The sequence below is a fragment of the Carboxylicivirga caseinilyticus genome (assembly GCF_050589785.1).
Classification (GTDB): Bacteria; Bacteroidota; Bacteroidia; order Bacteroidales; family Marinilabiliaceae; genus Carboxylicivirga; species Carboxylicivirga caseinilyticus.
The window spans coordinates 1-24,445 of sequence record NZ_JBNGOX010000028.1; the positions used below are offsets into that span (position 1 = coordinate 1).

The window sequence follows — 24,445 nt, forward strand, 5'->3', positions numbered from 1 at the left end:
GTAAGAGAGGTGCTTACGAAATACGATTACAAAAATGTCAAAGAACTTAAAAATAAACAATTAATAATCAGTGGGTTTTAAGCGCCCACCAATGAATAAAAATATTGACAAAAATGCAAAAGAGACTGTCATTTGTTCTGATGCGTTTTGGCATAACTGTCGCTTTGGCATAAATAGCCATTTGGCATATGCTTTGATATTTTTGAGCCGTTAATAAGATTCATTAAAAAACTTAAATAATAGTAACGATGCAAAAAGGACATATTGGGGTTACTACCGAGAACATTTTTCCCATCATTAAAAAGTACCTTTATTCAGATCACGAAATTTTCTTGCGTGAATTGGTTTCAAACGCTGTAGATGCTACTCAGAAGCTAAAAACTTTGGCTTCTGTTGGAGAATTTAAAGGTGAATTAGGTAAAACAGCTGTAAAAGTGATTTTGGATGAAAAGAAAAAAACAGTAACCATTTCCGATAGAGGAGTGGGGATGACAGCTGAGGAAATTGATAAATACATCAATCAGGTAGCATTCTCAGGAGCCAATGAGTTTCTTGAAAAATATAAGAAAGATGCTAATGCCATAATTGGACATTTTGGTTTAGGCTTCTATTCTTCCTTCATGGTATCTAAAAAAGTGGATATCATTACAAAGTCATTCAAGGATGATTCACAGGCTGTAAAATGGAGCTGTGACGGAAGTCCTGAGTATACTTTGGAAGAAACAAATAAAGAAGATAGAGGTACTGATATTGTTTTGCATATCGATGATGAAAATAAACAATATGCAACCAAATCAGAGATTGATAAGTTGCTTAAAAAATACTGTCGTTTCTTACCGGTGGAGGTTGTATTTGGAAAAGAAACAGAATGGAAAGACGGTAAAGAAGTTGATACTGATAAGGACAATGTTATCAATGATACCAAGCCTTTATGGACGCGTACACCTTCTGAACTGAAAGATGAAGACTACAGTAAGTTCTATCGCGATCTTTATCCTATGTCGGAAGATCCGTTGTTTAATATTCACCTGAATGTGGATTATCCTTTCAACTTAACGGGTGTTTTGTATTTCCCTAAGTTGAAAAACAATGTTGAGGTTCAGAAAAACAAAATTCAATTATACTGCAACCAGGTTTATGTAACTGATTCGGTAGAAGGAATTGTACCTGAATTTCTGACTTTATTACACGGAGTGTTGGATTCACCTGATATTCCATTAAATGTATCCCGATCATATCTTCAGAGTGATGGCAATGTGAAGAAGATTTCAAGCCATATAACAAAAAAGGTTGCTGATCGTTTAGAGGAGATCTTCAAAAAAGATCGTAAGATATTCGAAGAGAAATGGGATGATCTGAAAATTTTTGTTGAGTATGGTATGCTTACCGAAGAGAAATTCTACGATCGTGCTAAGAAATATACACTGTTGAAAAATACCGAAGGTAAGTATTTTACTTTCGATGAATATAAAGATATCATCAAGGGTAACCAGACTGACAAAAACAAGCAATTAATATACCTATACACTACAGACCTTTTAGCACAGCACAGTTTTATTGAGGCTGCTAAAAACAAAGGTTACGATGTGTTGGTGATGGATGGACAATTAGACAGTCACTTTATAAATCACCTGGAAAGTAAGTTCGAAAATTCAAGCTTTGTTCGTGTTGATGGAGATGTTGTTGATAAGTTAATTCAGAAAGAAGATACCGCAAAGTTGGACTTGACAGAAGCTCAAAAATCAGATTTAACAACTATTTTCAGCTCTCAGGTTCCTAATGTTGACAAGGCAAATTTCATTGTATCTTTTGAAGCTTTGAGTGAAAAAGATGCTCCGGTAATGATTACTCAACAGGAGTTCATGCGACGCATGAAAGAAATGAGTGCAATGGGAGGCGGACCAATGAGTTTCTATGGCGAAATGCCAGATAGTTATAACCTTGTAGTTAACGGAAATCATGCATTGGTAAAACAAGTTTTGGAGGCAGAGGAGAAGGAAGTAGGAGAGAAGGTCGCTTCAACTCGCAGTAAAGTGGAAAGCCTGGAGAAGAAAAAGGCTGAGCTTGAAAAAGCGAAAGAAGGCAAGAAAGATGAAGAAATCCCTCAGGCTGATAAGGATGAGTTGGAAGACTTGACCAAAAAGATAACAGAGTTAAACAAGAAGAAAGACGAAGAACTTTCAGGATTTGCTTCAAAAAATAAAGTTGTTTCTCAATTAATTGATTTGGCTTTATTATCGAATAATATGTTGAAAGGTGAGGCTTTAACCAAATTTGTTAAACGAAGTATCGAACTAATCTAATAAAAAGCAATTTGAAATAGGTAGCCCGGCAGCTTTTGTTGCCGGTTTTTTTTATTCTGACAATAACAAGAAGAAAAATTTTTATCTCAATTATGCTTAAGATGTATTTTAAATAAGGGAATTATCTATTTTTGCGCCTTCAAAAAATAAATGGATAAAATGGAACAAAACGTTTTCATCGCGAAGGATGTAACTAATAACCCGGCACCTCTTGGTTTAACAGGGTTTGGTTTGACAACAATGCTTTTAAACCTGCATAATTCAGGCTTATTTGGATTGGATACAATGATAATGGGAATGGGAATCATGATGGGTGGTTTGATACAGATTATTGTTGGTGTAATGGAGTGGAAGAAGAATAACATGTTCGGTCAAATGGCCTTTACATCGTATGGTGCATTCTGGATCTCACTGGTTTTTGTATGGATTCTGCCAAAAATGGGATTAGGTGAAGCACCATCATCAACAGCATTGGGATTTTACCTTGGTGTCTGGGGTGTTTTTACATTAGGTTTATGGATTGCAACTTTAAAAATGTCGAAGACAATGATTTGGCTTTTTGGTACCGTAGTGCTTCTTTTTGCTCTATTGTCTTTAGCCAGTTTTACAGGCAGTCATTTGATTCATACCATTGCAGGTATAGAAGGAGTTGTTTGTGGTGCAAGTGCATTATACATTGCCATAGCAACTTTGTTACTAGAAACATACGGCAGAAAGGTTTTACCTTTACCATAAATCAAAATATTATTAAATTGAAACGCCCGGGAAACTTCGGGCGTTTTTATTTTGTGTTAATCTCAAAAAAATGGCTACTTATCAATTACCAGGATTTGATCAATTAGTCTATGTTAACTTTGTTTATTTTTATGCTTCAGTTACTTTGACTAATAGTAAAATAATTTATGAAACATCTTGAAAGTGCCCTGAAAACTAAAAATTATTGGTGGGCTTATCTTGTCATTATAATTGCCGCAATGTTTGTTGCACAGTTTATTGGAGGCATTCCCTTATTAGTTATTATTGCTCTAAAAGGTGGATTAGGTAGCGTTGCAAATGGAGTAATTGATTTTAATGCGATAGGCATCAATTCTTCATTGGGCCTGGCTCTTGTTGTACTTCCTTTTATTGCATCCTTCTTTACTCTGATGTTATTGGTTAAATCACTGCATCAACGTACATTTATTCAGGTTATTAACGGAAGAAATAAGGTTAGAATTCGTCGTATTATATATGGGTTTATTATTTGGGGTATCATAATAACGTTCGCTACTTTTTACGATTACTATATGAATATTGGTAACTATCAGGTGCGTTTTGATATTCAAAAGTTGTTAACCCTTGTTTTGGTCTCGTTTCTGTTTTTACCGTTTCAAACTTTTTTTGAAGAGATCTTTGTACGAGGCTATCTGGCTCAGGGGGTTGGAGCTCTTACCCGCAACAGAATTGCAGTATTGATAATTCCATCAATGGCATTTGCTTTATTACATACTCTAAATCCGGAAGTTGAGAAACACGGATTCTGGTTAATGATGTCTCAATATTTTTCTATTGGATTAATTCTTGCCATAACTTCGGTATTGGATGATGGAGTGGAATTGGCTATGGGAGCTCATGCCGCCAATAATATCTTTATCAGTATTTTTGTGACTACCGAAAGTAGTGCCCTTCAAACTGATTCTTTACTACGAAATATGAATGATGTAGTTAGTTGGAGTGATCTGTATACAGTATTGCTTGCTGGAGCTGTTTTTATTGGATTCTTCGGTTTTAAATACAAATGGACAATTAAAACTTTTATAAAACGAATTCAGATATAAGTTGAAAAGGATAAAAAAAACCGACTTTAGAATGTCGGTTTTTTTTATGATGTTTTGTTTATCTGATACTACCTGAGATAGTTGATATGCTTCTGTCTCCCTTCAGGTTGACGATGTGAAAGTCACCAGAAATGGATGTTCCGTTAAAGTTTCCATCAACATCAGAAATCGACATGTCACCAGAAATGGTGTTAAGCTTAAGATTGCCCTTCAAGTCTTTCACTTCAATATCTCCGGAAACGGTATTGCCTTTCATGTCACTGCCAATTTTTTCCGCTAAGATATCGCCCGAAACAGTGTTTATCTTTACAAATTTTTGGCCAACACCCTGTACCATCACATAAGCACTAACTGTGTTGATATTAACATCAGTCATTGCAGGCATTTTAATATTAAATTTACCTGATGCATTACCTTTTGATCGTTTAGGATGTTCAACAGTTACATAAAGAGTTGTACCTTTTTTATAAGCTTTTATTTCATACTCCTGATTAGGATTTGAATAACGAACATAACCATCTACGGTAACTGCTTCACCTTCAATAGCAACTATCTCAATATCACTAAAAACAGTATTCACTTCAACATTAGTAACATTCTCAAAGCTTTCATTAATGGTAACTTCCTGTGCATTAATTAAGGTACTAAAGCTTAATAGCAGGGTAATGAATAAATATTTTTGCATCTTTCCTAAGTTTTAATTTATAGAGTTAGGACGCCTGATACTATCTAAAAGTTACAAGGGAGATGTTCTTAATTGATACCCACTTCCATGTATGTTAATGATTTCAACATTAGGTACGTCTTTCAGGTATTTTCTCAGTTTGGTTATATAAACATCCATGCTTCGTGTTGTGAAATAACCTGTTTCGCCCCAAACTTGTTTTAAGGCCGTATCACGAGCTAAAACTTTATTTTCTGTCTGACAAAGCAACATTAGTAAATCACCTTCTTTGGGCGAAAGTTTATAAAACTGGTCTCTGAATTCAATTGTGCGTAACATATGATTGAATTTAGCCTCTCCAATCTCATAAATTTCTTTGTTTTCTTTATTTTCTGAGGATTTATGTCGGTTTAAAATAGCATTAATCTTACAAATTAATATTTCAGAATCGAATGGTTTGGTAATGTAATCATCAGCGCCCGTTCTGAAGCCTTCCAATACATCTTCTTTCATCACTTTTGCAGTTAAGAATACAATCGGAATATCAGGGTTACTTTCTTTAATCTGACGTGCGATGGTAAAACCATCAACATTTGGAAGCATTACATCTAAAACACAAATGTCAAATTCCGATTCTTTAAAGCGGGTAAAAGCAAGCATTCCGTCTTTAACCCAGGTAACTAAAAAACCGTTTATTTCGAGATAAGCTTTCATGACCGTGCCAAAATTACGATCATCTTCCACCATAAATACTCTCTTTACTTCTGCCATGTGTATTAATTAAAGGGTAGATAAATACTGAATTCTGTCCCCTGGTTTATTTTACTTTTAACTGAAATGGTTCCGTTATGAGCTTCAACAACAGCTTTTACATAGCTTAAGCCCAGGCCAAAACCCTTTATGTTATGTATATTACCACCGGTTGCCCGATAGAATTTTTCGAATATTTTATTTTGTTGTTCTTTACTCATTCCAATGCCTTTGTCTTTTATATTAATGATAATACCATCATTTGCGTTATGCGTTGAAATATGTACTTCTGGTGCTTTTTCTGAATACTTTAAAGCATTTTCAAGTAAATTGACTACTAAGTTACCAAAATGTACCTGATCCAGTTTAAAAACTGATAATTCTGCATCTAATTGATGAGTTATATTACCTCCAGTTTCGTTCATTAATAACTGAATGCTGTCGATTGCCTGCAGAATAATGTCATGAACGTCTTGTGAGGATTTAACTACAGTAAAATCTTTCTTTTCGATTTGTGACATTTGCAAGACCCTTTCTACATGACTGTTCATCCGGCTGTTTTCTTCTTTGATAATCTTAAGGAAACTTTTCATTTGCTTTTCGTTTCCCATTATAACTGGGTTTAAAATACTATCTGTTGCCAGACTAATGGTGGCTATAGGAGTTTTAAACTCATGCGTCATGTTATTAATAAAGTCGGTTTTTATCTGTGAAACTTTTTTCTGATTCAGAATCATTCTGATAGTTAGAAAGAAGGTTATCAAAATAAAAAGCGTGAATATACTTGACAGAAAAAGTAACCAACCTTGTGTTTTATACAAATAGGTTGCCATATCAGGGAAGTAAACCACTAACTCATATGGAGAAATGCCCCGAAACACATCTCTTGGAAAGAGGTTTACTGCAATGGCTGAATTTTGTTTAGCTTTTGATAGATCAAATTTATCTGAATGATATTTTAGTAGTCGCCTCGAAAGTTGATCAAAAACACCATATTCAAAATCCGTATCAATTCCGTTTTGCTCTAATTCGTTTTTAATTACTTCGGTAATATTGGTTAAATCAAGTCTGTTTTGTAAAGGATTATGGCGGGTTTTGATCTCATATTGCATTTGGTTAAATATCTCCATCAAAGCATTACTTTCTTCCTGCATTCCACCTAATGCATTGGTAATTGAATCCTCAATCTGATCCATTTGAATTTCCAGATCCTGTATATCAATAGAAGGACCTCCAGCACTAATCCATACTTTATGTTCTGTACTGTTGGGCCCTATTTCAACATGCGCTTCAATGCGTGCACCATTCGAATTAAAAACTGTATCCTGCTTGAATTGATATACACCATTTGAAAGTTTCTCTTTAAGTTTGGGTTTAATTATAACCTTTGTAGAATCTGCCTTTTTCTTGCTCGGACGAATTGTGTTTAAACTTGGAAAAAAGCTATTATATAAAAACTGCGCATTGTATTCTTTTTCGAGTCTTCTAACAGTGTTATCCAGTGCATCATAGGCACTAACATGAAATTTCTCTTTCTGAACCTTAATCGATTGCCTGATCCATAAGTATTGAGCGGCAATGATTCCCAGCATAGAGAGACTCATTAATAAAATTAAACCTAATATCGATTTCCTCTTCATATCAAATTCTTTCAGATGTAAAGATAATAGATTACCTTATGTGTCAGAAAGAACTTAACTTTTCATTAACTCTTTTTAACCGAAGCTTAACCCTATTGAAATCAGTGTGTTTGTAGCTTTGTAATGCAATAGGAAGTGATTCCAATTAAACTCCAAAATTATGGCAATAAACTACAAAAAATCGAGTCTCTGGTCATTCATGGTTCTATCTATGCTGACTATTAGTTGTTTCTCAACAATGGCTCAAAAAAAAGTTGTTAAGGTAAAAGTGGTTACCGATGGTGACTCAACTACCGTGGCGGTGGATACAACTATAACTAATGAAGTTATGGTTCTTGATTTTGATGAATTCAACTCAATGAATATTGATAGTATCATTCAGATTCATACGAAAGATCTGGATAAAAAGATGAAAGTCATGGCCTTTAAAATGGATTCTCTGGCCGACATGGATTTTAATTTCAATTTTGATTTCGATGGAAATATGGAAGAAATGCATAAAGAAATTGAAAGGATTATGAAGGAGAAGGGAATTGAGCTGAAAGATCTGGAAGGTTTTGATTTTGATGATCCACATAAGATGATTTTTATTGGAGAAGGAAAGGGGGAGAATACTGTTGACGTTGAGAGTTTTATTGATGAAAATGGTAATCATGTAAAAGTGATTAAAAAAAGCGTTGTGGTGAGAGGCCATGATGAAGAAGGAGACAATGATGGTAGTGAAAAAAAGGTTATCATTAAGTCATTAAAAGATGGTGAACCTGTTGAATGGCATACCAAGGCAACAATAATGGTTGAACCGATTCCAATTGAAGAAGTTGCTTTTCTACAGAAGATTGGTATTTCAACTAAAAAATTACTTAACGAGCCGTTAGAGGTAAAAGATTTTAAGGTGAAGTTGAAAAAGACTGTTGAAAATGATTTAAAACATACATTACTGCAGATTGAGTGTGAATTATCGGAAGGTGGGAAGTATGATATAGAAATGATTAAAAAGGATGGTGAGATAGCTGATAAAGAAGAAAACATTCCCTCCGGGCAATTGAAAAAGGAGTATGAAGTGAAAGATGAAGAAGCACCTTACTATTTAATATTATCAAAAAATAACAAAATATTCGGACGTAAAATTTCATTATAGGTTTTTGGTTTAAGTTTAGAAAGAACGTTTGTGAATCCTTAGTGGAATTTACAAACGTTTTTTTATGAGTTTAATTGAAGTAATTAATTCCATTTTCATTCGAATTAGCACGTTCAAAAAAACATTCAAGCTTTATTTTAATAGGAACTGAAATATGAAAACATTGATTCTAAGACAGTTTTATAAATCATGTCTATCTGATCCTATGGTTCAGGAGGATGTCTCTATATGTATGAAGTTGATAAAGGAATAAATCATTTCAATAATCAATTAGACCAGATATTGAGATCGAATTAAATTCCGAAAAATGGAATTTAAAATAAGTGTTTAAATAACAATTAAATATGATGTGTAAAGGGTATGCTCAATAATTGTTTCAGGGTTATTCTTTATAAGGTCGAACTTATGGTAATATGCTATAATGATTCTGAATTTTCATTTTAATGTTTTTCTAAGGTGTTGAAACATATTGACTTTGGAAATATGGTTATTTAGATGAAGTTTTACAAACTTACAGCTCAAGTTGGATAAATTTATATTACGTTAGCAAGGTTCGGTGGGTAGTGGATTCACAACCTTCCATTTTTCTCTCTAATCATTTTAATATTCGTTCGCATGCTCTTTAATGAGATGGTAATCAGATTTATATTTGTTTTAATGCAGTCTATTATCTCTTATTAATTTGGGTATTAAATAAATAAGATTTTTCATCAACATGTTTTTTTTATAAAAATTCCAAATTTCAAACAGGTTTCCATTAAATGGATGTAGCATAAAGAGTGAAAATAGCTATGTTATAGATAATCAATGATATAAAATATTTGGCAAGGCTATTGATTAATTGATATCAAACAATAATAGAATGATTGCAATAACAATAGTCAGTATAGTTTTAGGTATGTGTGTGTGTTGGTACTTAATAGACGAGCTGATTATTAACGAAGATAATTAGATTGATGGCCGACCACGCTCGTGGTCCCTCAATCGGTAGTTTGGGTGTTTTATGAAAAACCTCTTCATCAACGGATGAAAGAGGTTTTTTGCTTTTAATAACTATTTCTATTTAAATCCATTTGATCATCCATATTTTATTATTAGAGGTTTCATAAAAAAAGCCGAAACTGTTCATTGTAGTTTCGGCTTTCAGATAATCTTGAAATTATTATGCTTTAGGGCAATTTGTTAAATGATAGTTACGGCATCCTCTTTGATCCAACCAACATTACCATTACCCATTTCTATTTCTTTCCAGGTACCTAAAGTGTTTATTATTTTTACCTTAGTGCCTTCATGAAGTATAAATATTTCTGTTCCACTTTCGTCAGGTGAACTTTTAACGGTAACCGAAGGACTAAAAACAATCGCATGATCACGGTTAATAAGTTTACTTTTTTGTTTGTAGGCAAACGAAAGGGTTACGATAACATGAAAAAGGAAAATAATTCCAAAATAGAAGCCAACTTTCTTCACAACTACTGAGCGGGAATAAATGAATAAGGCTGCACTTATCAGCGTTAAAATAAAACAACCAATACCTACGTATGCCCAAAAGTCGGATGTTGCCTTATTTCTAAATTCAGTAATCCATCTTGAGATTATGAATTCACCAACATCTTCGATTTTATCGGTTGTTTGACTGTAAGCTAACTCCAGGTTATATTGTATGTCCTTATCATGTGGTTTCAGTAACAAAGCTCTTTCGTAGTTTAGAATAGCATTAGCTAATTCACCATTCTTATAATAGGCATTACCTAAATTGAAATACAAGTTACCACTTTCCATGCCTGTCTGCACTATTTCATTATAGGCACTAATGGCTTCCTGAAATTCACCATTGATGTATAAGCTGTTTGCCTTTTCAAATCTTCCGTCCTGAGCAAATACAGCAAGCGGAAGCATTAAGAGTATGGATAGAATATATCGTTTCATTACTTTCTTTTTATTTGGTTTTCCAACTTACTAATGGTGTCGATGGTTTTCTGATAAAGCTTGTCCATTTCGCTGGTTCCTGAAGCCGGAGCATAACGGGCAAACTCACAGGTATCCATGATATCAATAATCTCAGAAATTAATCCACTCTCAACACTCGACTTACCCAATTCATCGCTGATATTATCCTTTGACAGACTCGATAATGGAATACTCAGTTTATCACTCATATACCCCCAAAGGGCACGTAGCAATTCTTCATAAAAAGCTTCTTTTTCGCCTGTTTTAAGGAAATGAGCGGATTGCTTTAATCGTTTTTTGGCAACTTTATTAGCTCGTTTTGTTTTGGTTAACTGAATATTGGCATTCTCTTTAATTCGTTTCTGATAAATAATGAATAACAGAATAAACAAGAATAATGGGGCCAATAAAAGTGAGTAAAAACTTAAACTACCTATTATAAAAGTGCCGATTGGTTTCAGATTTGAATCACCTGTTTTTATAAAACGGATATCCTTACCGATAAATTTAACATTTTCTTTGGTAATTGTAGATCTTACTACAGTACTGTTACCGGTTTCACCACCTTCTCCCTTCGCAACCGTAATGGTAATTTCTTTCGAATTACTGCTTTTGTAGGTTCCGGATGAAGGATCGAAATAACTAAACTTAATGGATGGTATGGTGAAGGTTCCGGCATGTCTGGGAATCAGCAAATACTCATAAGTTTTACTACCCTTCATTCCGGCAATGGAAGTAGTAATACCTGAGTTGGAAATTTTCGGATCAAAATCATCAAAATCAGCCGGGAATTTAATTTCCGGATTTTCAATAAATTTATGATTTCCTGTTCCACTAACTGTTACCTTAAGCGTAATACCATCATTAATCTCGGCTTCTGTTTTAGTAACAGAAGTGTTCATACTCAATTTACCAACACCGCCTGAAAAACCTTCCGGTCTGCCTGCAGGTAATGGCTTTACATCAATGGTTACAGGTTTTGATTTGACCTTCTTTTTTACACTGCGATAGTTTGATTCAAAGAAATCATCAAAAATACTGCGTGATTGACGCGCCACTCTCTGACGAACCAAAAATTCAATTTCGGTTGGCTCAATGGTTATCTTACCCGATTTTTGAGGGAACAATAATTTTTGTTCATAGGTACCAACATTATAAGTTCGACCGTTAATGTTTTGCATTGTCCATTTAATACCATCAGGTTGTTTAAGCTCCTGGGTTATAAATGAACTCATGTTGGGTTGCTTAATATCTGATAATCCATCCAAATTAACCTTCGTATATATCTTGGTTGTTAATACCAATGATTCGTTTTGGTAAACCGAAGATTTAGAAGGTGTAACAGTTATAAATAATTCGTCCTCCGAAGCAGCACTGGCCGGTACGTTGTCGTTTTGCTGACCTTGTTGCGGATTCGTTGTGCCTGATTTTATAACTTCAATATCAACAGCGTTAGATGATACTTTTTTACCATCAACCAATATAGTGGCTGAAGGAATGGTAAAAGATCCTTCTTTTTCCGCTTTTAAAACATATGTAAATGAATAGGTTGTTTCGCGGGTTACCTTACCGTTAATAATGGAGGTACTTTGTGAGTAGGACGTACTGGGACCCATAAGAATTTGGAAATTATCAGTATTCCCAAGTCTAATGTCAGATCCTTCTTTATTTAACGTATACACCAACTGAAATTTATCACCGGCAACAACGGCCTGAGGTGCACGTGCTGTGAATTCAGCATTTTGTGCGTATAAAGGCTTTGATATGCCGGCAATAAGTAGTGTTAAAAGGAAGATTATTCTCATTTTTTATTTTCGTTTGTGCAAAAATAGTACTTCTACCAATTTTTCTCAGTTTTTGTTTGTTGAGCTGCTTTCGCTTTTTCTAATTTCTTGCGTAAAGCATCTTCATCCTGTTGGATAGCGTTCAGCAAACGTTGAGCATCTTCTTGCGACATTTGATCCTGTGGTTGTTGCTGCTGTTGCTGTTGGTTCGGTTGTTGTTGCTGATTTTGATCCTGGTTCTGTTCCTGAGGTTCATCCTTGTCAGGTGTTCCATCATTATCTGAATCTAAATCACGGTAATCAGGTATTCCGTCTTTATCAGTATCCTGCGGATTGTTTGGATCCTGACCAGCTTCCTGCTTATCTGGTCGACCGTCATTATCGGAATCAGAGTCTTTATAATCCGGTATACCATCTTTATCAGTATCTTGGTTTTTATCTTGCTGACCTTGTTGATTTTCCTGTTCTTTTTTATCCGGAATACCATCGTTATCTGAATCCTGCTGTTGCTGTTGATCCTGATTTTGTTGTTGGTCTTGATTTTGCTGATCCTGGTTTTGTTGATCTTGATTCTGTTGATCCTGCTGTTGTTGCTGAAGCATTTTTTGAGCAGCAATCAGGTTATAGCGGGTATCATTATCTGTTGGATTATTACGAAGGCTGGTTTTGTATGCCTCAATGGCTTCCTTTATTTTTCCGGTTGCCATGTACGTGTTACCAATGTTATGATATAAGGACCCTAACCTTTGCGGATCTTTTTCGGTTCCGGCCAGCGCCTGAAACTGACTTAATGCCTCATCATACTTTTCTTGTTTAAATAAAGCATCACCCAGGTTAAACTGACCTTCATATGACTCCTGCTTTTTATCCAGGGCTTTTCTGTATTCAATCTCTGATTCGAGGTAATTTTCATCATTAAAATGTGCGTTACCTTCACGTATCAGTTTGCGTTCCTGCTGTGCATGCAAAGCAGTGAACGAAAGAGCCAGTAATATTGTAACTATAAAATATCTCATATCTTAATCTTTATTGAATCATCATCAGTTTTCCTTATTTTCTTTCTTCACTTCAAAAATATTGATGTGTTTCAACTTTCTGTTCTTACGCTCCAGTATCAGGAATTCACCAATCACCAATAATAACACGATACCTGCAAACCATTGGAACTGATCTTCATAATCAGCATATACTTTTGCTTCAAATTCGGTCTTTTCCATTCCGCTTAGTTCATCCATAAGGTTGTTGATTCCATTACGAATGTTGTTTGCTGGTATATATGCACCATTACCTGTTATCGCAACTTGTTGTAAGGTGGCTTCATCCAGTTTGGTGATCACTACATTGCCGTCTTTATCCTTCATAAAGTCGTTGCTTTTCCCGCTTAGTGCCGGTATAGGAGCTCCTTTGGGTAATCCCATTCCAACCGTATATACTTTGATGCCTTTTTCAGCGGCAGCGGCAGCAGCAGCAATCGGATCATCCTCGTGGTTTTCTCCGTCGGTTATTACAATAATAGCGCGATTAACATTTTCGTCAGAGGTAAAAGAATTAATCCCCTTGTATATTGCTGAACCAATAGCAGTTCCCTGCCTGGCAACAGCATCGGTTGTAATTGAATTCAGAAACATTTTAGCTGATGCATAATCAGTTGTAATGGGTAACTGAACGTAAGCATCACCTGCAAATAAGATAAACCCAACACGATCGTTCTGCAATTTGTCAACCAGTCTCGAAATAGCTCTTTTAGCGCGGTCAAGGCGGTTCGGCTGAATGTCTTCAGCCATCATACTGTTCGAAACGTCAAGAGCAATGATCAGTTCAATACCTTTGCGTTTGACTGTTTGCAACTTCGATCCGAATTGTGGTCCTGCAATGGCAAAAATCAAAATTATAAACGCCAACAAAAGGAAGTAGAACTTAACACCCGGACGCTTGAAACTTACATTTGGCATTAGTTCATCCAATAATTCCAAATTTCCGAATTCTTCCAGTGCTTTTTTTCGGCGGTTGGTTAAAAATAAATGAATAAAAGCCAACACCGGTATAAGAACCAGAAGATAGAGATATATGGGATGTTCAAACCTGAAAATATCCATTTTTTATACTTTAATTCGTTAACAATTAAGGTAGATTTCTGAAAACTGTATTTCTAAGGAATATTTCCAATAAAAGAAATAAACCGGCCAGTAAAGCAAAAGGCAGATATTCTTCTTTTCGTTTGGTATATTCTTTTACCTCAATACGTGTTTTCTCCATTTTGTCGATTTCAGAATAAATTTCAGTAAGCTTTTCTTTGTTGGTTGCCCTGAAATATTGACCATCGGTCATATCTGCAATATCCTGCAAAAGTTCTTCGTCGATCTTAACTTCCACCTCCTGGTATTTTGTCCCAAAAACAGTTTCGAATGGCACCGGAGCCATACCAATAGTACCTACACCAACGGTATAAACTCTCACACCAAAGGTCTTGGCTATCTCAGCAGCTGTGCGTGGAGCAATTTCTCCCTGGTTGTTTTCTCCATCTGAAAGAAGAATGATTACCTTACTCTTGGCCTCACTGTCTTTAATTCGCTGTACAGCTGTTGCCAGTCCCATACCAATAGCTGTACCATCTTCAAGCATACCAAACTTGATGTCATTCATTAGGTTGTGCAACACAGTATGATCAGTTGTCAGCGGACATTGTGTAAAACTTTCGGCAGCATAAATAACCATACCTATTTTATCGTTTTGTCGTCCCTTGATAAAATCACTGGCAACATCTTTGGCGGCTTCCAAACGATTGGGTTTGAAATCCTCGGCACGCATACTACTTGAAATATCCAGAGCCATCATAATGTCAATACCTTCTGTTATTTCGTTACGGAAACTATTGCTTGATTGTGGACGAGCCAAAACAATTATCAGCAACATGATAGTTAGCATACGAAATACAAAAAGTGAATGACGCAGGTATACCTTTTTTGAGGTAGGAGCCTTAGCAAATCCCTTAATGCTCGAAATCTGCAAAGAGGCCTGTAAGCCTTTTTGTTTCCAAACATACCAAGCAATATATAATGGCACTATCAGTAGTAACCAGAAAAAATAGGGATGTAAAAATGTTATATCACTCATGATAATTCTTCTATTTATTTGTTACAGCCTCTGTTTCCTCTTCTTTTTTCATTAAGGCTTCTTTCTCCTCTTCCAACGTTTTTATTTCTTCCTGTTTTGTTTGATTGATAAAGAAATAGGCGTTAATCATATTCAGGTCATTTTCATCCGGAAGGGGTTCGTGTTTGGCAAACTTTACCAGATCGGCTGTATTTAAAATGGTTCTCAAATTATCCAATGATTTATTATCAATATCTTCTCTACCTTTAAATGAAGACATGATCTCATCAGAAGTTTGTTCCATTGCATTAATCTCGTAGCGTTCTTCAATGTAATGGCGTAACGTATCTGTAACTCTCGAATAATAAGCCTTAACCAGGTTTCGTTGCCATAATTTTTCCTCTTTAATCTTGTCTAATTCTTTCAAAGCAATTTCGTGAGGAGGCAATTGTGGTTCTTCTTTCTTAAAGATGTTAACAGGCATTTTTTTGCCGGTCAGTTTCATGATAACCAAAGTTATGATACCAGCCAAAACAAACATACCTAAAATCCATGGCCAGTATTTTAATAATTCTGACAGATGAAAAGGTGTATTTAGTGGCATTTTAATGTCGGTAATGCCCTTTTGAGGATCCACTTCTTCAAATGGATTAACTACCATTAACGACAAATGATTGGTTTCGATTTGTTGGCTCAGTTTATTACTCGCTTCTTCAAAAACAATTGGTGGTATGTAATGCAAACCACTGTCAAAAGAGGTAATTGTGAAGGTCTGTTGTATCAGTAGTCGCTGATTTTCTCGACTGAGTGTATCCAGTTTACCCGCCTTTACAATTTCTATTTCTTTAATAATAGTGTCGGTCAGTAGTGGAAACGCGATTTCTAAATCAGCAGGTTGACTCATTTGCAGACGCAAATCAATCTGACCACCGATAAAAATCATAGTCGAGTCCATTTCGGCCGATACTGTTACATTCTGTGCATAGTTGGATTGAATGAAAGAAGTCAATCCAATCAACGCCAGTAGTAAGCGAACCTTAATATTGAAATATGTCAATTTAGCATTAACCATTATATTCTCTTTTTAAATAAAGCAATCAGTGCTTTAACATAGTCTTCGTCAGTACTTACCGATACATTGTCTACTCCACATTTACTGAATAATGTTTTCGTAGCAGCATCGGTATCGCGCCACCATTTCGAATAAGCTTCTCTTACAGCTCTGTTCGATGTGTCAGCCCAATGATATTGACCTGATTCGGCATCTTTCAGTTTAATTAAACCGATAGAAGGAATCTCCGTTTCGCGCTTGTCATATACCTTTAAGGCAACCACATCGTGCTTTTGATTGGCAATTTTAAGTGCATCTTCAAAACGATCATCAATAAAATCGGAGATAACAAAAGCGGTACAACGTTTTTTGATGGCGTTGGTAAGGTATTTTAATGCCTCCGAAATATTGGTCTGACGATGTTCAGGAGTAAACGAAATCAGTTCGCGTATAATGTGCAAAATGTGCTTACGACCTTTTTTAGGAGGAATGAATTTTTCAATTCTGTCGCTGAAAAAGATCACCCCAATTTTATCGTTATTCTGAATAGCCGAAAATGCTAAAACAGCAGCAATTTCAGTTATCACATTCTTTTTGAATTTGAAAGAAGTACCAAACTCACGCGAACCCGAAACATCAATCATTAATAGAACTGTTAACTCCCTTTCTTCTTCAAAAACCTTGATAAATGGATGATTGAAGCGGGCAGTAACGTTCCAGTCAATATTTCTGATGTCATCTCCATACTGATACTCTCGTACTTCACTAAAAGTCATACCACGACCTTTAAAGGCTGAATGGTATTCACCGGCAAAAATATTGCTGGATAAACCACGCGTCTTTATCTCGATCTGACGAACTTTTTTTATGATATCCGTTGCTTCCAAGTCTCTGTATTTTTAGCTTCTGGTGGCTAGATTTTTAGCTATTAGCCAGATAATTTTACAATAGTTAGTTGTTTGAAAGCTAGCAGCTGAAAGCTAGCAGCTATCAGCTCTTTTTAAGGTACTTCAACCTGGTTAAGGATTTCGCTAATGATCTCCACAGAAGTGATGTTGTTGGCTTCAGCTTCATATGATAATCCAATACGGTGACGCATTACATCATGACAAACAGCACGTACATCTTCCGGAATAACATATCCGCGACGCTTGATGAAAGCATAAGCCTTGGCTGCCATCGACAAGCTGATACTTGCACGAGGAGAAGCTCCGTACGAAATCATATCCTTGAATTTCTCCATTCCATATTGCTCTGGGAAACGGGTAGCGAAAATGATATCAACGATATATTTCTCAATTTTTTCATCCATGTAAACTTCTTTCACCACGTTACGTGCACGGATGATATCTTCCGGTTTAAGTATGGTTGAAGCTTTTGGGAATGTTTTAGCCAGATTATGACGGATAATCATTTGCTCTTCATCTTTCTTAGGATAATCCAGAACAAGTTTCAGCATAAAACGGTCAACCTGTGCTTCAGGTAATGGATAAGTACCTTCCTGTTCAATCGGGTTTTGTGTTGCCATTACCAGGAATGGTTCATCCAATTTAAAGGTATTCTCACCAATGGTAACCTGGCGTTCCTGCATTGCTTCAAGTAAAGCACTCTGAACTTTTGCCGGGGCACGGTTAATCTCATCAGCCAAAACAAAGTTTGTGAAAATAGGACCATGCTTAACAATGAATTCTTCTTTCTTCTGACTGTAAATCATGGTTCCTAAAAGGTCGGCAGGTAACAAATCAGGAGTAAACTGTATACGAGAAAATTTAGCATCAACGATGGTTGCCAGGGTGTTAATGGCTAATGTTTTTGCCAACCCGGGAACACCTTCCAGCAAGATGTGTCCATCTGATAATAACCCAATCAACAAACCTTCAACCAGGTGTTTTTGTCCAACAATAACCTTGTTCATTTCAATGGTTAGCATGTCAACAAACGAACTCTCTTGTTGAATCTTTTCATTGATAGCTCTTATATCTACGTTCTGATCCATGATAATATGGTTTTATACTTTAATTTTTAATTCTGATTTTAATTTTAGTTGCTTTAATAAGCCTTCTTCTTCAAAATAACAATATGTCAGGTGATTTCAGTATTCGAAGCTCGTTAAAATATGTTAATGCAAAAGGACTTTAACCTCTCTTTAACGATTATTATTTTCAATAAAACAGGTAGATTTTAACATTTCGTTTTTTGGAAATCGAACAAAAATAGCAGGATTTTAAGATAGTTCATACAAAATAGATAGTCATATTTGGATAAAAACAAATCATATTTAAAGATGATTGGTCTTTTAAGGAAATATTAACACTTTTGCCTTTCGGTTAAACTCTTCATTCTTAAATACCTTTTAATTTAAGTTATAAAACGAATTAATAATGAAATATTTTAGTTTTCATACCCATTCACATTATTGTGATGGAAAAGTACCCATGTCAGAAGTATGCGAAGAGGCAGCAAAGATTGGATTAGCAGCTATTGGTTTTTCCAGTCATGCACCTGTTCCTTTTGAAACTTCGTGGGCTTTAAAATTTGAAGACGGATTAAAATACAGGAATGAGATTACAAAGTTAAAGTTGGAATATGCCGATCGGATGGAAATATATGCTGCTTTGGAAGCAGATTATATTCCGTTGAATAAGTCGCTTAGTTTTGATACCTGGCGAAAGATGCTTGATTTAGATTATATAATTGGATCAGTACATCTGGTCTTTAATCCTGAAGTTCCTAATGAACTTTGGTTTCTGGATGGACCTGCAGAAAATTATGAAAAAGGTGTAATTGAGTGTTTTGGTGGTGATATCCGTAAAGCAGTTACTCAATACTACAACCAGTTAAAGGAGATGGTTATCACACAAAAGCCTGATGTAATTGCACATATGGATAAAGTTGTGATGAACAACAAAAATCGTTTTTTTACAGAAGAGGATGATTGGTATCAAAAACTGGTTGAAGAAACTTTGTTGGAAATAGCAAAGCAGGGTACAATTGTAGAAGTGAATACCCGAGGAATTTACAGAGGTAAATACCATACTTTCTTTCCGAATGAAAGAATTATTAAAAGATGTATTGAATTAAAAATACCATTAACTGTTTCGGTGGATGCTCATCATTCGGATGAATTAAAAAGTGAATTTGATAATGCAGTGGAGACAATTAAAAAGTGTGGGGGTACTTCAGTCTCTTTCTTTAATAAAGGTTACTGGGAACAATTACCAATTGGTGATGTTTAATAGCTAATTAAAAAATTAAATACGATATGTTTGAAGATAATGATTTTGTTTGTCGCCATATGCGAATGACCAAAGCTGAAATAATAAAAGTAATCCGCGAAAAGAATATTACTTCATTTGATGATTTACAGGACGAAACAGATGTGGCCACCATCTGTGGAAGCTGTGTTGCTGATATTGAAGAAATTCTGGAAGAAGAGATAGCAAAAAGAGATTCCTAATAAGCTGATAGCTGCTAGCCAATAGCCAGCAGCTATTTATTAGTCAATCATTAATAAAGAACTGTCTCCGTAACTTAAAAAGCGAAAATCATTATTCAGTGCGTATTGATAAATTTCTTTCCATCTTTTTCCGACAATAGCACTTATTAACAATAATAAGGTGCTTTGTGGTTGATGAAAGTTAGTTACCAATCCATTTATCATTTTAAATTGATAGCCTGTTACGATAATAATAGATGTACGACCCGAAAGAGTATTAATTTTATTTTTCTTCATAAAGTCAAGTAGTGCAGCCAAAGCTTCTAATCGACTATATGCACCATTCAGATTATATGGGTCCCATTGTTGAACACCTTGATCAATAGGTAATTTTTCCAAAAGACGTACACCATACCAATAAAGACTTTCGAGTGTTCGAACGGATGTAGTTCCAACTACAATGGTTGGATTTGTATTATTGATCAGACTCTTTATCGCTTGTTGAGTAATTACAAAATGCTCGGTATGCATTTCATGTCCGGCAATCTTTTCTGATTTAATAGGTTTGAAGGTGCCGGCACCCACATGTAAAGTAATATATAAAAGTTCGTGTCCGTCAGCCTTAAGATTATTTAGTATGCCGGTGGTAAAATGTAATCCTGCAGTTGGGGCAGCTACAGATCCTTTGTGTTCGGAATAAACAGTTTGATAGCGGTCCAAATCAATTTCCTCTGTTTCACGATTCAAATATGGAGGAATAGGAGTAAGTCCAATATTTTCAATAATCTCAGCAAATGAATAATCAGAGTTATCCCAGCTAAATACTATGGAATAGGCATCTGTTAGTTGTTCACCTTTTTCTACTTTAATATTTACTGTTTCTCCTTCAATCTCTATATTCTTTGTAAGGGGGTCGTTCTTCCATTTGCGGGCGTTACCCACAATACATTTCCATGTAGTTGTTTCTCTGCTGTCAAAAGCCATCTGTACTTCAACAGGGCTTAATGGTTCAAGACAAAAAATCTCTATTTCGGCGCCAGTGGCCTTTTTGAATTTCAACCTTGCCTGAATCACCTTGGTATTATTAAATACCAATAGTGCATTATCTGGTAGTTCTGATTTTATTTCCGGAAATTGCTTCTGAGTGATCGCACCATTCCTGAAAATTAGCAACTTCGACAAGTCACGATTCTCAAGCGGGTATTTGGCAATGCGTTCATCAGGAAGGTTATAATTGAAATCTTCAATGGCAATATCCGGCTTAATCATTTTTTTATTGTTTTTGAGGCCGCAAATTTAGTTAACTTTATGCGATTTTTTGAAATGATAATTCTAAAATACAATCATGAAAGTAAAAGCAGGCGATATAGTTCGATTTTTAAATATCAGTGGAGGCGGAACCGTAACAAGAGTGGAAGGTAAACTGGCCTTTGTGGAAGATGAGGATGGCTTTGAGATTCCTGTAATGACACATGAGGTGGTTGTTATTGAAGACGAAAAACCTACTGTATCAAATGCTTCGACAGGTGCTGTGGATGAAGCTGAGGAAGAGTCTTACGAATATATTGAAGAAGAAGGTAATGATGATAATCCGAAGTTCTTTGTTGCATTCTTACCAGGAGAGAAACAGGGAGTTGAATCAGGTCATTTACGAGTTCAGTTAATTAACGACAGTAATTATTTTTCATATTACACGATATCAAAAGTCAATAAGGATGCGACTCTGGAACTGATGTTTAACGGTTTGATAGAGCCTAATACTAAGATTGGTTTGGATAAGATGACTGTTTTACAACTGGATGATCGTCAGTGGAAGGTGAATATAATGATGTTTAAGAAAGGGCGGGCATATAAAGAATTACCATCTGTTTCAACAGATATCAAGATAAAAGCAGCACGTTTCTTTAAAGAAAATAGTTTTGCTGATAATGATTATTACCACGAGAAAGCTGTATTAATGTCCATTATCAAAGGCGAGTTTGAAATGAAGCTCGAACAGTTAAGTCAGAAGGAGGTGGATCAGGTAGTCAAAGAAAAAGAGGCTAAACCTGCAAGAAAGAAATTTGCTCGTCGTGACGAACCCGGAATACTGGAAGTGGATTTGCATATTGATGAATTGATTGATACCACTGCTGGTTTAAGTAAGGGAGAGATTCTGAATATTCAGGTTGATAAATTCAAACAAGTAATGAAAGAGAACGAGAAATTTAAAGGTAAGAAACTAGTATTCATTCATGGTGTTGGAGCCGGTACGCTTAAAAATGAAATTCGTCGTTTGTTGGAACGTCAATATAAAAAACATACCTATCAGGATGCATCATTTCGTGAATATGGATTTGGTGCAACAATGGTAATTATATAGAAATTATCCCAAATTGTTGGGGTTTTAACAATTAATGGATAAGTACAGTTAAATTACTTATCCATTTTTTGTATCATTGTAGCAATGAATAGTTACAGAAAAATATTCTCTATAATATTATTAGCGGTCTATAGTGTTGTATTTGCTCATAATATTATTCCACATCATCATCACTATGAGGGTGGACATGATTCCTGTGATGTTCAAACAGTAATTAGTCAGCAGCATAGCCATAGCAGCTTGTGTGATCATCATCACGACATTGAAATAGCTGATGATAATTGTGAGGGTGAAACACATCATGTTTGTGAGTTTGATGTTAAACCTGTTGTTAACAATGAATTAAGTTTTACCGCATATTATTTGGTTTCTCAGTTTATTGAATTTAATACTCCAGAGAACCAAAATGTAAAAACCAATTGTCAATATTATCCTCAAAAACTCCTTGAGAGTTATCGTTCGGCAGTACCGCTGCGCGCACCACCTTATATTTCATGATTCTTTGTTTAAATCAGTCATTCTGTAGAAGAAAAGACTGATTCTATTAATAATCAATTCAATCGACAAATCATGAAGAATTTATTTATGGCTTTAGCTGTGATGGCTTTTGTATTAACATCTTGCGGATCAAAACAGCAATCTACTGAAGAAACGCATACACATGCAGATGGATCAGTGCATGAAGGGCATGATCACAGTGATCATGAGCATACTGTTGGTAAACAAGAAACTTTTGAGGTTACACCTGACAGTGCAGCAACATCAGCGGCTTGTTCTGACAACAAAGAGTCTTGCGATCATTCGTGTAGTGGATGTGAACATACAAACTAATTAGCCAAAGGTATTCGAGGAAAGGTGTAGTCATGCACCTTTCCTAATGATTTTATGATTGAATTTCTCAAAAAAAAACATAAAGGATTTATAGAATCCATTTTAAAGTGCATAAACTATGATGAAGAATTTATGTATTCTCCTGAGTTTATTGTTTCTTGCCAATGCTTGTGTAAATCACTCTCATTCTGAGGATGAACATGAACACGATCATGAATCAGTTATGATTCCATATACAGGTTATAATGATGATGTGGAAGTCTTTATTGATGCTCAACCGTTAGGCAAAGATGGTGTATCAACACTTTTGGTGCATTTAACAAGTCTCAAGGATTTCAAACCCATATCAACTGATCAGGTAATTGTCAAACTTGTAGTTGGTTCACAAGGAGTTAAGCAAACTCAGGATAAAGCAAACTCAGTTGGTATTTACCAATTTGATTTAAAACCTGTTGAGAGTGGCCATGGTTATTTGTTGGTTGAATTAGAATATGAAGGCAGAAATCAACAAATAAAAATTGATAATGTAAAGGTTTACCCCGATGTTCATGATGCTATTCATGAAGCAGAAGAGGAAGTACCACATGTGGCAGGTGCCATTTCTTTTACTAAAGAAAAAAGCTGGAAAGTTGATTTTGCAACAGCTAATCCAGTTTTTAAAGAATTTGGAACTGTAATTAAAACAACAGCATCGGTTGATGTTTCACCTATCGACGGGGTTGTTGTTTCTGCTAAAACAAGTGGTTTTGTAAATTTTTCCAACGGAATCATAAGTGTTGGTAAAGAGCTTAAAAAAGGTGAACGTGTTTTTTTGGTAAAGGGCGATGGAATCTCTGACAACAACGCAGAGGTGATGCTGAAAAAGGCTAAAGCTGAATTGGAATTGTCGAAAGCAGAATTTGATAGAGATAAACTGTTGGCAGAAAAGCAGATTGTTTCCAATAAAGAGATGCTTGAGACGCAAGCTCGTTATCAGAAAGCACAAAGTGAGTATAATAACCTTATTAAAACCATCACTGAAGAGGGTGAAATAATAATGGCACCTGTTTCAGGTTATGTGAATGAGGTGTTCGTGAATAATGGTGAGTTTGTTCAGGCTGGTAGTCCTGTTTTTAGTATGGTTGAAAATCAACGTTTAATGATAACTTCCATGGTCAGCCAACGATATTTAAAAGAGTTGCAAGGTATTTCTGACGCTTATATTGAGGTAGGAGATCAGTTTTTAACCTTAGCTGAATTGAATGGAGAGATTCTTTCTGTGGGTAAATCCATCAGTCAGTCGAATCATTTATTACCGGTTATTTTTGAAGTTGATTTGCACAATGAATTGCTAAGTGGTGGATTTACCAATGTGTATATCAAAACAAAAGGTGAGGAATCGCTCATTATTCCCGAAACAGCATTAACCGAAGAGCAAAGTGTATTTTTTGTTTATGTTCAGATAACTCCTGAGCTGTTCGAAAAACGTCAGGTTAAGGTAGGTGCAAGTGATGGTAGATACAGGGCAATTACCGAAGGACTTAAAGATGAGGAAAGAGTGGTAACAAAAGGGGCTGTGTTAGTTAAGCTGGCTGCGGTTTCAAATTCTATTGATCCACATGCAGGACATGTTCATTAGAAAGGAGG

22 protein-coding genes are annotated in these 24,445 nt (G+C 35.5%); 10 read left to right on the forward strand and 12 right to left on the reverse strand.

The genetic code is table 11. The features are described from left to right. Positions 1-248: 248 nt before the first annotated feature. The 3 genes from htpG (at position 249) to ACRD62_RS14235 (ending at position 4,120) form a co-directional block, all read left to right on the forward strand. The gene (htpG, locus tag ACRD62_RS14225; protein WP_430820775.1) at positions 249-2,303 is read left to right on the forward strand and encodes a molecular chaperone HtpG; all 2,055 of its coding nucleotides are present in this window, start codon (positions 249-251) and stop codon (positions 2,301-2,303) included. A 159-nt stretch (positions 2,304-2,462) separates the two neighbouring features. Beyond that, positions 2,463-3,038, forward strand: a complete 576-nt coding sequence (locus ACRD62_RS14230; RefSeq protein ID WP_430820776.1) for an acetate uptake transporter — start codon at positions 2,463-2,465, stop codon at positions 3,036-3,038. Positions 3,039-3,205: 167 nt separating this feature from the next. Then, the gene (locus ACRD62_RS14235; protein WP_430820777.1) at positions 3,206-4,120 is read left to right on the forward strand and encodes a CPBP family intramembrane glutamic endopeptidase; all 915 of its coding nucleotides are present in this window, start codon (positions 3,206-3,208) and stop codon (positions 4,118-4,120) included. A 58-nt stretch (positions 4,121-4,178) separates the two neighbouring features. On the opposite strand, the gene ACRD62_RS14240 is transcribed toward ACRD62_RS14235, so the two are convergent. From ACRD62_RS14240 to ACRD62_RS14250, 3 genes are read right to left on the reverse strand one after another with little or no spacing between them, the layout of a single operon-like run. Further along, positions 4,179-4,805 carry a DUF4097 family beta strand repeat-containing protein gene (locus tag ACRD62_RS14240; protein ID WP_430820778.1) on the reverse strand — a complete coding sequence of 209 codons (627 nt, stop codon included), beginning with the start codon at positions 4,803-4,805 and terminating at the stop codon, positions 4,179-4,181. 51 nt (positions 4,806-4,856) lie between these two features. After that, positions 4,857-5,555, reverse strand: a complete 699-nt coding sequence (locus tag ACRD62_RS14245) for a response regulator transcription factor (protein WP_430820779.1) — start codon at positions 5,553-5,555, stop codon at positions 4,857-4,859. 5 nt (positions 5,556-5,560) lie between these two features. Then, positions 5,561-7,174, reverse strand: coding sequence for a sensor histidine kinase (locus tag ACRD62_RS14250; protein ID WP_430820780.1), 1,614 nt, complete (start codon positions 7,172-7,174; stop codon positions 5,561-5,563). A gap of 160 nt (positions 7,175-7,334) precedes the next feature. Here ACRD62_RS14250 and ACRD62_RS14255 point away from each other — a divergent pair, with 160 nt between their 5' ends. After that, positions 7,335-8,312 carry a hypothetical protein gene (locus ACRD62_RS14255; RefSeq protein WP_430820781.1) on the forward strand — a complete coding sequence of 326 codons (978 nt, stop codon included), beginning with the start codon at positions 7,335-7,337 and terminating at the stop codon, positions 8,310-8,312. A gap of 1,182 nt (positions 8,313-9,494) precedes the next feature. Here ACRD62_RS14255 and ACRD62_RS14260 read toward each other — a convergent pair. The 8 genes from ACRD62_RS14260 to ACRD62_RS14295 form a co-directional block, all read right to left on the reverse strand. Continuing rightward, on the reverse strand, positions 9,495-10,241 hold the full coding sequence (locus ACRD62_RS14260; protein WP_430820782.1) for a tetratricopeptide repeat protein: 747 nt from the start codon (positions 10,239-10,241) through the stop codon (positions 9,495-9,497). Continuing rightward, positions 10,241-12,067 (reverse strand): BatD family protein, encoded by a 1,827-nt coding sequence (locus ACRD62_RS14265; protein ID WP_430820783.1) that lies wholly within the window; start codon positions 12,065-12,067, stop codon positions 10,241-10,243. The genes ACRD62_RS14260 and ACRD62_RS14265 overlap by 1 nt, the downstream gene beginning before the upstream one ends. Positions 12,068-12,099: 32 nt before the next feature. Beyond that, positions 12,100-13,062, reverse strand: a complete 963-nt coding sequence (locus tag ACRD62_RS14270) for a tetratricopeptide repeat protein (RefSeq protein WP_430820784.1) — start codon at positions 13,060-13,062, stop codon at positions 12,100-12,102. A gap of 24 nt (positions 13,063-13,086) precedes the next feature. Then, positions 13,087-14,142, reverse strand: coding sequence for a vWA domain-containing protein (locus ACRD62_RS14275; protein WP_430820785.1), 1,056 nt, complete (start codon positions 14,140-14,142; stop codon positions 13,087-13,089). 25 nt (positions 14,143-14,167) lie between these two features. After that, complete coding sequence (locus tag ACRD62_RS14280) at positions 14,168-15,160, reverse strand: vWA domain-containing protein (RefSeq protein ID WP_430820786.1); 993 nt, start codon at positions 15,158-15,160, stop codon at positions 14,168-14,170. A 10-nt stretch (positions 15,161-15,170) separates the two neighbouring features. Further along, a complete protein-coding gene (locus ACRD62_RS14285) occupies positions 15,171-16,211 on the reverse strand; it encodes a hypothetical protein (RefSeq protein ID WP_430820787.1) in 1,041 nt (346 codons plus the stop codon). Beyond that, a complete protein-coding gene (locus ACRD62_RS14290; protein ID WP_430820788.1) occupies positions 16,211-17,077 on the reverse strand; it encodes a DUF58 domain-containing protein in 867 nt (288 codons plus the stop codon). Before ACRD62_RS14290 ends, ACRD62_RS14285 begins: the two co-directional genes overlap by 1 nt. A 113-nt stretch (positions 17,078-17,190) precedes the next feature. Then, positions 17,191-18,186 (reverse strand): AAA family ATPase, encoded by a 996-nt coding sequence (locus tag ACRD62_RS14295; RefSeq protein ID WP_321410659.1) that lies wholly within the window; start codon positions 18,184-18,186, stop codon positions 17,191-17,193. 385 nt (positions 18,187-18,571) lie between these two features. Between ACRD62_RS14295 and ACRD62_RS14300 the strand changes: the two genes are divergently transcribed. Both ACRD62_RS14300 and ACRD62_RS14305 read left to right on the forward strand, forming a co-directional pair. Next, positions 18,572-19,426 (forward strand): histidinol-phosphatase, encoded by an 855-nt coding sequence (locus ACRD62_RS14300; protein ID WP_430820789.1) that lies wholly within the window; start codon positions 18,572-18,574, stop codon positions 19,424-19,426. Between the two features lie 26 nt (positions 19,427-19,452). Further along, positions 19,453-19,647, forward strand: a complete 195-nt coding sequence (locus ACRD62_RS14305) for a (2Fe-2S)-binding protein (protein ID WP_430820790.1) — start codon at positions 19,453-19,455, stop codon at positions 19,645-19,647. Between the two features lie 39 nt (positions 19,648-19,686). Here ACRD62_RS14305 and ACRD62_RS14310 read toward each other — a convergent pair whose 3' ends face one another. After that, entirely contained in the window at positions 19,687-20,895 is a 1,209-nt protein-coding gene (locus ACRD62_RS14310; protein ID WP_430820791.1) for an S-adenosylmethionine:tRNA ribosyltransferase-isomerase, read from the reverse strand. 76 nt (positions 20,896-20,971) lie between these two features. Between ACRD62_RS14310 and ACRD62_RS14315 the strand changes: the two genes are divergently transcribed. The 4 genes from ACRD62_RS14315 (at position 20,972) to ACRD62_RS14330 (ending at position 24,437) form a co-directional block, all read left to right on the forward strand. Next, the gene (locus ACRD62_RS14315; RefSeq protein ID WP_430820792.1) at positions 20,972-21,988 is read left to right on the forward strand and encodes a DUF2027 domain-containing protein; all 1,017 of its coding nucleotides are present in this window, start codon (positions 20,972-20,974) and stop codon (positions 21,986-21,988) included. An 84-nt stretch (positions 21,989-22,072) separates the two neighbouring features. Further along, the gene (locus ACRD62_RS14320; RefSeq protein WP_430820793.1) at positions 22,073-22,486 is read left to right on the forward strand and encodes a DUF6769 family protein; all 414 of its coding nucleotides are present in this window, start codon (positions 22,073-22,075) and stop codon (positions 22,484-22,486) included. A gap of 72 nt (positions 22,487-22,558) precedes the next feature. Then, positions 22,559-22,819 (forward strand): hypothetical protein, encoded by a 261-nt coding sequence (locus ACRD62_RS14325; protein ID WP_430820794.1) that lies wholly within the window; start codon positions 22,559-22,561, stop codon positions 22,817-22,819. Positions 22,820-22,937: 118 nt separating this feature from the next. Beyond that, the gene (locus ACRD62_RS14330; protein ID WP_430820795.1) at positions 22,938-24,437 is read left to right on the forward strand and encodes an efflux RND transporter periplasmic adaptor subunit; all 1,500 of its coding nucleotides are present in this window, start codon (positions 22,938-22,940) and stop codon (positions 24,435-24,437) included. Positions 24,438-24,445: the final 8 nt, after the last annotated feature.